17 protein-coding genes and 1 tRNA gene are annotated in these 11466 nt (G+C 39.1%); 16 read left to right on the top strand and 2 right to left on the bottom strand.

Translation table 11 applies throughout. The features are described 5' to 3' along the window. The first annotated feature begins 309 nt into the window (after window positions 1–309). The 7 genes from H7R39_RS04750 to H7R39_RS04720 all read left to right on the top strand — a co-directional run bounded on the left by H7R39_RS04750 (window position 310) and on the right by H7R39_RS04720 (window position 5184). Window positions 310–385, top strand: a tRNA-Val gene (locus tag H7R39_RS04750). A gap of 183 nt (window positions 386–568) precedes the next feature. Beyond that, window positions 569–1834: a tyrosine-type recombinase/integrase gene (locus tag H7R39_RS04745; protein WP_185898175.1), complete on the top strand. Its 1266-nt coding sequence runs from the start codon at window positions 569–571 to the stop codon at window positions 1832–1834. Between the two features lie 10 nt (window positions 1835–1844). Continuing rightward, complete coding sequence (locus H7R39_RS04740) at window positions 1845–2651, top strand: hypothetical protein (protein WP_185898174.1); 807 nt, start codon at window positions 1845–1847, stop codon at window positions 2649–2651. A gap of 105 nt (window positions 2652–2756) precedes the next feature. After that, window positions 2757–3008, top strand: coding sequence for a MerR family transcriptional regulator (locus H7R39_RS04735; RefSeq protein ID WP_185898173.1), 252 nt, complete (start codon window positions 2757–2759; stop codon window positions 3006–3008). Window positions 3009–3130: 122 nt separating this feature from the next. Then, complete coding sequence (locus tag H7R39_RS04730; protein ID WP_185898172.1) at window positions 3131–3331, top strand: hypothetical protein; 201 nt, start codon at window positions 3131–3133, stop codon at window positions 3329–3331. A 1-nt stretch (window position 3332) separates the two neighbouring features. After that, the gene (locus H7R39_RS04725; RefSeq protein WP_185898171.1) at window positions 3333–3971 is read left to right on the top strand and encodes a hypothetical protein; all 639 of its coding nucleotides are present in this window, start codon (window positions 3333–3335) and stop codon (window positions 3969–3971) included. A gap of 1 nt (window position 3972) precedes the next feature. Beyond that, on the top strand, window positions 3973–5184 hold the full coding sequence (locus tag H7R39_RS04720) for an AAA family ATPase (RefSeq protein WP_185898170.1): 1212 nt from the start codon (window positions 3973–3975) through the stop codon (window positions 5182–5184). A gap of 411 nt (window positions 5185–5595) precedes the next feature. Here H7R39_RS04720 and H7R39_RS04715 read toward each other — a convergent pair whose 3' ends face one another. Then, complete coding sequence (locus H7R39_RS04715) at window positions 5596–5817, bottom strand: hypothetical protein (RefSeq protein ID WP_185898169.1); 222 nt, start codon at window positions 5815–5817, stop codon at window positions 5596–5598. Next, window positions 5817–6032, bottom strand: coding sequence for a helix-turn-helix domain-containing protein (locus tag H7R39_RS04710; RefSeq protein ID WP_185898168.1), 216 nt, complete (start codon window positions 6030–6032; stop codon window positions 5817–5819). Before H7R39_RS04710 ends, H7R39_RS04715 begins: the two co-directional genes overlap by 1 nt. Before the next feature lie 137 nt (window positions 6033–6169). On the opposite strand from H7R39_RS04710, the gene H7R39_RS04705 reads away from it, so the two are divergent. The 9 genes from H7R39_RS04705 (at window position 6170) to H7R39_RS04665 (ending at window position 11371) form a co-directional block, all read left to right on the top strand. Beyond that, the gene (locus tag H7R39_RS04705) at window positions 6170–6394 is read left to right on the top strand and encodes a hypothetical protein (protein WP_185897532.1); all 225 of its coding nucleotides are present in this window, start codon (window positions 6170–6172) and stop codon (window positions 6392–6394) included. Then, window positions 6391–6984, top strand: coding sequence for a hypothetical protein (locus H7R39_RS04700; protein WP_185898167.1), 594 nt, complete (start codon window positions 6391–6393; stop codon window positions 6982–6984). Before H7R39_RS04705 ends, H7R39_RS04700 begins: the two co-directional genes overlap by 4 nt. Then, window positions 6984–7433, top strand: a complete 450-nt coding sequence (locus H7R39_RS04695) for a hypothetical protein (protein WP_185898166.1) — start codon at window positions 6984–6986, stop codon at window positions 7431–7433. Before H7R39_RS04700 ends, H7R39_RS04695 begins: the two co-directional genes overlap by 1 nt. 267 nt (window positions 7434–7700) lie before the next feature. Further along, window positions 7701–7898, top strand: a complete 198-nt coding sequence (locus H7R39_RS04690; protein WP_185898165.1) for a hypothetical protein — start codon at window positions 7701–7703, stop codon at window positions 7896–7898. Beyond that, window positions 7882–9036: a phage portal protein gene (locus H7R39_RS04685; RefSeq protein ID WP_185898164.1), complete on the top strand. Its 1155-nt coding sequence runs from the start codon at window positions 7882–7884 to the stop codon at window positions 9034–9036. Before H7R39_RS04690 ends, H7R39_RS04685 begins: the two co-directional genes overlap by 17 nt. 2 nt (window positions 9037–9038) lie before the next feature. Then, complete coding sequence (locus tag H7R39_RS04680; RefSeq protein WP_185898163.1) at window positions 9039–9584, top strand: HK97 family phage prohead protease; 546 nt, start codon at window positions 9039–9041, stop codon at window positions 9582–9584. Window positions 9585–9594: 10 nt separating this feature from the next. Beyond that, window positions 9595–10806, top strand: a complete 1212-nt coding sequence (locus H7R39_RS04675) for a phage major capsid protein (protein ID WP_185898162.1) — start codon at window positions 9595–9597, stop codon at window positions 10804–10806. Continuing rightward, window positions 10806–11081 carry a head-tail connector protein gene (locus H7R39_RS04670; protein WP_185898161.1) on the top strand — a complete coding sequence of 92 codons (276 nt, stop codon included), beginning with the start codon at window positions 10806–10808 and terminating at the stop codon, window positions 11079–11081. Before H7R39_RS04675 ends, H7R39_RS04670 begins: the two co-directional genes overlap by 1 nt. Continuing rightward, on the top strand, window positions 11078–11371 hold the full coding sequence (locus tag H7R39_RS04665) for an HNH endonuclease (protein ID WP_185898160.1): 294 nt from the start codon (window positions 11078–11080) through the stop codon (window positions 11369–11371). The genes H7R39_RS04670 and H7R39_RS04665 overlap by 4 nt, the downstream gene beginning before the upstream one ends. Window positions 11372–11466 lie beyond the last annotated feature (95 nt).

Below are 11466 nucleotides of genomic sequence, written 5' to 3'. Positions count from 1 at the left end.
TGATGGCATTATAATTATATTATCATGAGTTTGCTATGAGTTTTATTAAAAATTTACTCTACCAAAGTTATCCCTAAATTTAGGGGATTTAGTGTAAATTTGACTGCGGATAGACGGTTTTATGAGATTTTATTTTTAAGATTTATCAAGACTTTTCTATTAAAATCTAATCTTTATATGTTTTTATTTTGGGATCGCCGAGCAGGGTCAAATTTGGCGAAATAGGATCGCGTTCAAATTTTGCTTTTTACGAAAAATCGCAAAATTTAAGCTAATTTCAATATTATTTTGGGTAAATTTCTATTTTTCGGTCCCGTAGCTCAGTTGGTAGAGCACTACCTTGACATGGTAGTGGTCGATGGTTCGAGTCCATTCGGGGCCACCATTTATCCCTATTTTCACCTATTCTTAATATTTATTTCGTTTTAGTTTTCCCCGATAAATACCCTATAAAAGGCACTTTTATACGCATTTAGGTGTTTTTTAATTTTACTCAAATATAATTCGTTGTAGTTTTAAAAGGTAAGAAATTAGGTAAGAAATATTTATTAGGTAAGAAGTCGATAAAATGGCTAATGTTTCAAGAAACTATTTAACAGATCGGGATATAAGAAAACTTGACCCAAAAGACAAAGAGTATATTAAGGCCGTAGGAGCTCCGAAAGAACTATACGTCTCCATTAACCCAAGCGGTCTTAAAAGTTTTTTCATTAGGCTAAAAGATAAGAAACGAAAAAAACTAAAAGACTTTAGACCTGGCATTTATAGCGTAGAAGAGGCAAGAAAAGACGCATTAGGTATATTGAATAACCTAGAGCAGGGCAAGAGCTTAGAAAGTCTTGATCGCAAAAGCAGTAAGTATATTTTTGGCAATTTAGCCAATGAGTGGCTAAATCAAAAAAAAGCTATAACCCTTGAAAGTTACTATGTAAAAATCAAAAGCCGCTTAGATACGTATATACTACCCTCGCTATCTACCAAAGACGTAAAAGATATAAAGGCGTCGGACTTAAAATCTTTATTAACGCCGATCTTTAATCCCAACAACCCCAACAAATCAAGACTCGAGACGATCCATAGAATAATAGGATATTTGAAAGATATTTTTAAAACGCCTTGTAGAGACGGTTATATTTCTCTTGATCCGACGCAGTATTTGAGTGAAGATTTTCCAACGGCTAGATTGTTTAATAAGAAAAATGGAATTGACACGAGGCATCCTGCGCCAATAGATGACGATTTAATAAAAGAGTTTATCCAAGATTTAAAAAACAATAACACCGTTGAGCTTAATACAAAGCGGGCTATCTACCTGCAAATACTTACAGGCAATAGAGCCGGGAATACGGCGGAGGCCAAATGGGAAGATATTGATATGGAAAACGGGATTTGGACCATACGACCTATTGAAATGAAAATGAGAGAAACCCACCATGTATTTTTGAACACTTATGCCCTTAAAATTTTAGAAGAGCAGTTTAGGTATAGTCAGAATAGTATATATGTTTTTCCTAGTATACAAGCGGAAACGGGTCATATTGCAAGCGGAACTATAAATAAAGCGATAAAGAATATGGGGCACAAAAATAAATACAAAGGGCTAGCAACGGCGCATGGCTTTAGATCGACGTTTAGGACGATTTGCACTTTAAACAAGGCGGATTTGCTGAAGCATGGCGTAACGGAAGAGGCGATCGAGGCTAGTCTAGCGCACAAAGAAAAAAATCAAATAAAAGAACACTACCAGCGCAAGATGGCAAAAGACGATGTGAGAGCCAAGCTGATGCAGTGGTATGGCGATCACCTTAACAGTATAGAAAATTTAGGAATTTAAAGGAGCCAATATGCAAGAGCAAGAATATTCCGAACTTCTCAATGAAACAAAGCGTGGATTAAAGACGGGTGAAAATTTAGCAGTAAAAGCTATCCAAAAAACTACATCTGCCATCTCTGGCAGTAATTTTGCATTTAGTAAGAATATAGAGGAAAAGCTGAGTGAAGCCTACGGCAATCTCACAGAGCAAGACGTTATGCTGCTATCTTCAAAGGGCATAGTCTGGCCAGTCTCTATTTTGTTATCAATGTTTTTGCAAGATTTTATCAGTCTTAAACAAGCCCAAGTCCAAGCGAAACTCAATGGGAATAAAATAAAAAAAGAGATGAAGAGAATATCTGAAATTTTTGCCGAAACCAAAAAGATTTTAGAGAAATACTCAAAAATAGACGATGACGAGGATGAAAAAATTAAGGCAACCCATAAGAACGAATGGCCATCTTCAATTATGACAATGATAGATAGGCGTTTCGAAAAAACAAACAAGCCGCATGTGAGAAAATTGATACCAAGAAGAATAAATGAAATGTCGGACCAGCTTATATCAGATTTAGAGGAAGCCGAAAAAGTAATAACTACTAGCACTAGATACAGTGGCGATATTAAAGTCTCTATCCCTCCACTTGTAGAGCTTCAAGATATTAAAATGGAATACAAGGAAATACAAACGGAGCGTGATCTAAAAAATCATTACAGAGATATACTGTTAAAAATATCCGAAGAATACAAACTACCTATAAGGGTTATTACTCGCAATGAGTTACTAAACGCTATCTGTGATTTTATAAAAACTAAGAAACTTATACCAAAGCAATAAATGACAAAATAAAATAAGTTTTTATATTTTTCCCAAACTAACTTGTCTTTTAAGTAAAAATAATATAAAATACTCCAAATCAAAATTAAAAGAGGAGTATTTACAATGTTAGTCGCTTCAAACAATACAAACACCACACCACTACCAACATTACAAAGTTTAGCCGATGAATGGATGACCCCTGAGCAATTAGAGGCAGAAATCGGCTTAAACATACCAACCCAAGAGCGTATGCGCATGAGGAAACGACAGCTAAGCGATAAAAACCCATTACCGTTTAGTAAATTTGGCAGAGTGATACGATACAGTAGAAAAAGAATTAATGAGTGGCTATTAAATAACGAACAAAAGGGATAAATCCTTGTCTAGCTTTTTAAGGGCAAGACAAGGGTTTATAATGATAAGTGAGACGATTATTATACCCTTTGCCCATAAAAAGTCAAGAAAACCCTAATCTAATCTCTTAAAAAGGATAGACTATGAGACATTATGGAAACGGTAGCCGGGCCAACGAATATAGGCTAGGGATAGACAGCGAAAAAGAAATCAAAGAAGCCAAAGAATTCTTGCGGCAAAGAGAGCTGGAGCTAAGAGCGGCAAAGGAGCGAGAGAAAAGAGAAGCTAGAGCCCGCGAGCTAGCCAAGCTTGAAGCCGAGCTGCGCGATTTGATAGGAGCTTGATATGGATGCTTTACAAGCTCAAAGGCAAAGGCTAGCAAAAGCCCTACAAAACGATAAAAAAGGCGTATTTAGTAAAATTTACAAATCTTACGATAGACGCTTTTTTGACAGTTTCGGCGGGCTTAATACCCTGATAGACTTTTTGGGGATAAATACCAAAAACAAAATCACCCTGATACTGCAAAACGACAAAGGTCATTTTATGCGCGTTTTGGACTATGCTAATTGCGAGTTATACAACGAGATTTACTCGCAAAGCGATCCGTTTAGAAGCGGAAACGCCAATATCTGCATCCAAAAGACAACTGGTAGACGTGTATTGATGGTAAGCGGAGCCTATCAGGATGCGCCGTTATTCGAGATTTTAGGCTTTGATTATCTATGTTTCAAAGATGAATTCGAATTTAGCGCAGGAGTTAAATTTACTGAAGCCCTAAAAGCCTATCAGGGCAAAAAGATTATATTTTTCGATAGACGCTCAAACGAAACGACTAAGGAAATTTTGCAGAAAGAGTTGAATGCCGACGTGCGGTTAATAGGCTCGTATTTTTACGAGTTTATAAGGTTTAGTGCCAACGATAACAAGCACTATGAGAACAAATTTAAAAATATACTAGATCGATTAATAAAGGAGAATTAGTATGTCATTTGCGGATAGATACGAACCTGAAATAAAAACCTCGCCTAGCCAAGAAGCGCGGGATGCTAGGCGAAAGGACTTCAACTATGAGAACGAGGAGATTGTACCCAAAGAAACTAAACCTAGCAAGAAAGAGCGAGAAAAAATTACATTTGCTAGCTTACAAAAATTTAAAATTACTCCCGAAAAAATACAAGAATATACGCCAGAGTGGCTAGTGGACGGCTTTTTGGTAAAACGAACGCTAGTTAATATTTACGCTAGAGGCGGAGCAGGCAAAAGCTATTTTGTATTAAACCTTTGTAAATGGCTATTAGAAAAAGATAAGGTTAAAAGAATTTTATACATAGACGGCGACAACGGCTTGGGCGTATTCTCGCGCAGGAAGCTAGATATTACGCTAATGGATGAGCCTTACAAAAGCAGATTAGTTTACGTAAGCGGACTTGTAAGAAGTCAAGACGGCGAATATCTAGACAAAAGGCATCTAATAAGCGATTTGGCATGCGATGTGGATAATTATGCCGGCAAGCTTGACGATACGTTGATAGTAATAGATAGTATAAGAGATTTTATCGGCGGGGATATGGCGAAAGATAATATCGTTATCCCGGTGTTGGACGATCTAAAAAAGCTTAGGGAAAACGGAGCTACTATCATATTTTTACATCATCAGCCAAAGCAGCCCAGCAACCCCGATGAGAATAACCAAGCCTATAAGGGCGCGACAGCTTTTAGCGATAGCGTAGACGAAGCTTGGTATTTTGCAAATAGAACCAAAGACGAGCACGGCGGGAATAAATTAGTAGTTACGCTCGAGCCGCAAAAAAGGCGAGACGATACGAAACATCAAGCCTTTGTAGTCGATTTATCGGACGCCGCGATGGAAAATTTAACTCAAGCCGACTATTGGGATTATGCGCTAAACGATAAACAGCAGGCTGCGCTAGATTATGCGCTGGAGGTTATCGCAGAAAATCCGCAGGGAATAATACAAGGGAAGCTAGCTAGCGCGATCTACGCTAGAGCCAAAGAGGACGAGAGGGAAGTGGTGGGTAAAAATTTATTATGGGAGCTCTTGAAAAAATACGATAAAGCTTTATTTAACATCCGCAAAGAGCCCGGCAAAAATCGTAGCATATACGAACCGTTAGCAGGCGCTCAAAAGTCGAACGAATACGGAGCGGCTGAAATAGTAGAATTTAAAGAATAATATCTCCCAAATTTAGTTTTTTAGTGTTTTTTAATAGGCGCTAAAAAACTAAATATTTTTAAAACCCCCTAAAATACGCTATTTTATCGACATGTTTTTTTAGTTTTTTAGTTTTTTATCCGTATGCGCGTATAGAGTAAAAAACAGAGTAAAAAACTAGAAGCCAAAAGTAAACAAGCTAAAAAGCATCTAACATACATATACGTAAAAAACTAAAAAATAGACGTGCAAAGCCCCTAAAATAGGATATTTTAGTTTTTTAATACGCAATAAAAAACTGTAAAAAACAGAGTAAAAAACCAAAAACTTGACGAAGTATTTTAGGGAGAGCGACTAGTAATTAGATCCGCACTGCATGTAGGGTAATTTTGCAGACGTTAAGCTAGATAGTCATTTAGAAGTTAGAAAAAGTCAAGGTATAAATTTGATATGCAGGTCGTTTAACTCTTCCGCCGTAACGTGCTTAAGATCGCTAAGGCGTATTTCATAGCCTCTTTGATACATCTCTTTCACGCTTTTAAGCTCGGCATCGCGCAAAGCGCTATTTTTGGACATATTTTTGTAAATTCTATAAGCTACAAACATAACGAACAAAAAAACAAATACGCTAGCGTTTTGCGGGAAGTAAAACATCAAATATCCTTTTGTTTATCAAATTCCGTTTTTACGACATCATAGAAGTTTTTAAATTTGTAGTTTTGTATCCAGCTATCGACCCAAGCCGGAATAGGTCTATTTTCATCATTCCAATTATTTACTGTCATATAAGAAATTCCACACATGTCGGCAAATTCTTTTTTGGTTATATTCAGTTTTTTTAATTCTTCACTAAAATTCTCTTTATTCATTTCTTGAACTCCATATCTCATTTAGTTGTATTATTTTATAGAATTATTGCTAAAAGTTGTATTAAGTATTGACTTATATCGTAAAATGTTGTATAATTAAATTATAAATACAACAAAATACTTTTAAAGGAGCCCAAATGACACTAAGTTTTGACGATGCATTCGACGTAGAGAATGAATTACCCGATGCGCTTTGCGCAATAGCATACCTCGTAGAGGCTTTGCCGCATTATCAGAAAGCCGTAGGAACAAACGAGAAAGCGGAGCAGAACGTAAATTATTTTCTATCGACGCTAATAGGCGGAGCTGCAATAGCTACCCAAGGCTACATTGACGAGAAAATGAAAGGAGCAAAGAAATGATTTTAGCCCATACCGACGCCCACATCACAGAGTTAGAGGAGCAAGTTAGATTTTTAAAAGATAGATTTGAAAGCCTGAAAAGAGCCGTAAGGGCTACACATTTAGGTTTTAAAACTATCGACGAACTAGCAGATGAAGCCCACGCGCTCAACCAGGGCATTTTTTGGGATTATGTAGAAAATGTGGAGCTGGATAGCAAAAACCAAGAACAAAAAAAAGGAGAAAAAGAAATGATTTTATTTGCGCCAAAAGACGACAGCAAAGAGGGCTTTAATAAGCTCCTTGTGGAAAGAGCGGGCGGAGCTGATAACTTAACGCATAAAGCCATTTACGACGCAGCATACGGGCTTTATTGCTCGCTAGCTTGCGTAACCGACAAAAAAGAAGCTTTGAGCGTTATGGTGGGAGCTTTGAACGACGAGCTAAAAGAGCTAAGGCTACAGCTCAAAGAAACCAAAGAGGAAAAAAGCGAGTTATTGGAGGAGTATCATAAAGCGTGCGATAAGCTATACGAATTTGAATTACAGAGGATGAGCGAAACCGAGCGCGCCGAGTGCGAGGAAATGGAAAAACTATTACAAGGAGATTAATGATGAAAAATATGAATGCTTTTTACGAAGCTAGCAGGGTGGCTTTATCAAAGAATAACCCGCAAATTTTTAACCCTAGGCGTATGGACGAAGAGGGGCGGTTAATTATCCGGATAGACGAGAATAAAGTAGAGCGCGAGCTAGCCTCTATTTTTGACGGAGATAGACCCGAATACTTAAAGGAGTTTTGTCTACAGACGTTAGAGTTTGTCGAGGTGCTAGAGGTCAATAAAAGATATTACGATTTTTTTCTAAGCGACAAAGAGGACACGGATGAACTAACCAACGAGGATAGAACATTCATAAGCGAGATGATAGAAACGATCGGCATAACGCAGGCGAGCCTAAAAAGCTTTTTGGATAAATGGGCAAATCCTTGGGCAAACGTGCCCGACGTTGAGGAACAACGCAGATATTTAGATGAGTTTTTGAAAAAGCAGATCGATTAAGTTTATCAAAGGGGGCGAATTTGCCCTCTTGAATAAGCCTAATTCTAAACGAACGACCCTACCGGCTTTGTAGATATGGGAAGCGCACTAGGGAAGCGATATTGTCCTAGCTAGGATCAGCCCTGATACAGGGTTTTAAAATAAGAGGTTAGATTAGGGTTTAAAATACCCTAATCTACTTTTCAATACTTAATATAATGCCTATATATAGAGATTTTATTATATTTAGTATTGAAAACTTTACAATAAAAAGATATAATAAGCTTTATGATAACCGTGCTTTTTACTAATCAGCCCTGCCGGACCTGCGACGAAGTCGTGCAAGATAAATCTATGCTATGGCTTAACGAAAACGGGAAAAGAGTTATGGGCATACATATAAAATTCGTAGCCGCCATCATTAAAGACGGCGAGATCGTGGAATATCCAAATATCAGGAAGCTAGGAGATGAAGACGATTTTTAACTTTTTCAAAAGAAAACCCAAGCCGCAAGAATTTAGCCTGATCGCTAACCAAAACGCATTTGGAGCATTCGGCGGCGATGCATACTCAAGCGACATTTACAGAGGGGCGATCGATGCGATAGCAAGAAACGCTGCAAAACTCAAAGGCTCGCACGTCATCAAAGACGAGCTAAACAAGCAGGCCGTAAGCAACATTAACTACTTACTCCAAATTCAGCCAAATGAACTAATGAACGCTTACGATTTTTTGTATAAGGTGGTAACTCGCCTTTATATTCATAATAACGCCTTTATCTTGATAGACGAGGACGAAACGGGCATCAAAGGCTTTTATCCTATCGATGCGACCAATGCGGCATTTTTGCAGGACGGACGCGGAGAGCTTTATATTAGGTTTATCGCTAAAGACGGGGAGTTAATCCAAAAATACAAAAATATCATTCACCTAAGACGCCATTTTAACGGCTCTAAATATTTCGGCGACAGCAACGATGCGATCAACAATACCTTAGATTTGGCCCATACTCAAAACGAGGGGCTAAATACCGCCATAAAAGCCGGGGCTAATATCAGAGGCATTATGAAATACGAGCAGGTGCTACCCGATGCCGAAATGACAAAGATGCGCGAGCGGTTTATAAAAGACTTTTTAGGCGTGTCTAATAACGGCGGCGTAGTAATAACAGACGCCAAAAGCTCGTTTCTACCGATCGAGAGTAAGCCCGTAAGCATAGACGATAAACAGCTAGCAGCGATAAAAAATAAAATTTACGACTATTTGGGTATTAGCGAAAATATCGTAAAGAGTAATTATAACGAGAACGAATGGGGAGCTTTTTACGAAAGCGTAATAGAGCCCTTGGCCGTGCAGATGAGCTTAGAATTTACTAGAAAGATTTTCACCCAAAGAGAGATTAAATTTAAAAACTATATTACATTTGAGAGCGGCAGACTTCAATTTTCAAGCAATGCCACTAAAATAAATTTAATTTCCGAGCTTATGCCCTACGGACTGCTTAGTATAAATCAGGCATTAGAAATTTTAAATCTGCCAGCCGTGCAAGACGGAGACAAAAGACTTCAAACGCTTAACGTAGTAGATGCAGACAAAGCTAATAAATATCAGGTAGGAGAGTAAAAATGAAAGAAATCAGAAGTTGCGAGATTAAGGCGAGCGAAGACATGATACTAACGGGCTTGCCGATAGTCTTTAACCAAACGGCCACCATAAACGATAGCGGACTAAGCTACAACGAGGTTATATTGCCTACCGCGCTTGATGGGTGCGATCTAAGCGACACGAGGCTTTTATACAACCACGATAATTCAAAAGTGCCGCTAGCAAGAACTCCAAAAACGATGAAATTTAATAAAAGCTCGGCAGGGCTTGAAATGATAGCTACTTTACCCGATACGGCGGAAGCCAAATCGATATACGCCGCTGTAAAGCGCGGAGACTTAACGGCAATGAGTTTCGGCTTTAAAGTGAGCGAGGGCGGAGACAGCTACGACAGAGCGAGCAATACCCGAACTATTCATAAGATAGACAAGGTATATGAGGTTAGCGTAACGCCATATCCTGCATACAGCGCGACAAGCGTAGAGGCTAGGAGTAGGATAAACGCTTTTAACGACGACGAGCGGACAAAAAAGCTTATCGAACTAAACAACATAATTTTACACTAAAGGAAAAACGATGAAATTTAATACCGTGGCGGAAGCCTTTAACCACTACAAAACAAAAACCCTAAAAGAAATCGAAGCTAGAGCGCAGGAGATCAAGCAAGAGATCAACACTAACGCCAATATCGATATGAATGAGATAAATATCGAAATCGACGGCCTAAAAGAAGCTAAAGCGCATCTAGGCGAAAAGCAGACTAGAAGCAAAGAGGACGGCTTAAAAGAGCTTGACAATATGGGCTTTGAAGTAAGAAGCGCAGAGCCAAAAGACGTATTTGGCACAAGCGAATATAAACAAGCCTTTTTCAAAACCTTGCTAAATCAACCGCTAAATGCGACCGAACAAAGAGCTATGAACACGGCACAGATGGAGCTAAGAGCGTCCGGCTTTGCAAACTTAAGCAATGTCGCAGGCGTAATCCCTACATCTACGCTAAACGAAGTAATAAGTAAGGCTAGAACGCAAGGCGGCGTAATTGGGGTTTCAAGAGGCTTTGCGATGCCGTCTAATATCGATATACCGGTAGGAACTCCAACTTCTAAAGCCAGCTGGCACACAGAGGGCGCAGACGTGAGCGAGGAAAGACCGGATATTGCAATAGTTAATTTTAAAGCCTACGAGATAATGAAAGTCTTTTCTCTATCGGTAGCCGCCTCAAAAATGAGCGTATCGGCATTTGAGACCTACATCATAGAGGAACTCCAAAGCTCTGTAATGAATTGTATCTCGGATGCACTTATTAACGGCACGGGCACTAATCAGGGCAAAGGCGTGCTAAGCGGTATATCTTGGGTAAAAGATAGCAACCACTTTGAATTCAAAAAAGCCGGATTAACTTATGCCGACGTGGTAAAAGTAGCGGGAGCGTTAAAGCGAGGCTATGCATCAAACGCTAAATGGGTGATGAGCAACGCAACGCTATTTAATCTATTCTACGGACTAACCGACACGAACGGACGCCCGATATTCGTACTTGATCCAAAGAGCGAGAACGTAGGTAAGATATTAGGCTTTGAGGTTATAGTGGATGACTACATGGCAAACGATAATGTAATATTCGGAAACTTCGACTACCTAGGCTATAACCTACCTAGCGGCATAATGCTTGAAAGCTCAACGCAGTCAAGCTTTAAGTCCGGCAAGATAGATTATAGGGCTTTGGCGATAGCCGACTGCAAGCCGATAGTAGACGAAGCCTTTATCAAGCTAACAAGGGCGGCGTAATGATAGAAGTCGCAGAAGCTAGAGAGTGGCTAAGGCTCGACGGCGACGAGAACGACGAAATAATAAAGGGGTTGCTAAATGCAATCCCTGATTATATCGAGGTAAGTACCGGGCTAAACAAGCAGGCGCAAGAAAAAGAGCCGCTAGCCAAACAACTAAGTAAATTTATCTTGATACTTTGGTATAACGCCGAGCAAAGCGAGAGCGAGAAGCTAGGCAAGGTTATAGATAATCTCTTAAAAGCGTTATCGCTCAAAGCCGGGTTTAGTAGATGAGAAGCATTGATAATAAATTCTATCAAAGCCAAAATTGGAAAAAGACGCGCAACGCTTATTATATTTCTCAAAATGGAATATGCGAGCGTTGCGGCGGCATAGGTAGGATAGTCCATCACAAAAAGCATCTAAGCAAAGCCAATCAGAACGATTTTAATTTAACATTGCATTGGGAGAACCTGGAGCTGCTTTGTCAGGACTGCCACAACAAAGAACACTTTGAGAGAAGTTGCACGGTAGAGGGATTAAAATTTGACGAGAACGGCGATTTAGTTAAGGTCTTTGGATAGATTTTAGCTAAGTAGCCCCCGTCTTAAGTTTAGTCTAAGTTTCGGGGAAAATCGGCGGGGGAGCTTCTAAAATCCCTCCAAGACAAAACCACAAG

It is taken from the genome of Campylobacter massiliensis, assembly GCF_014253065.1.
Classification (GTDB): domain Bacteria; phylum Campylobacterota; class Campylobacteria; order Campylobacterales; family Campylobacteraceae; genus Campylobacter_A; species Campylobacter_A massiliensis.
Note: the sequence above shows the minus strand (reverse complement) of the source record. Positions and strands in the feature narration are given on the sequence as shown.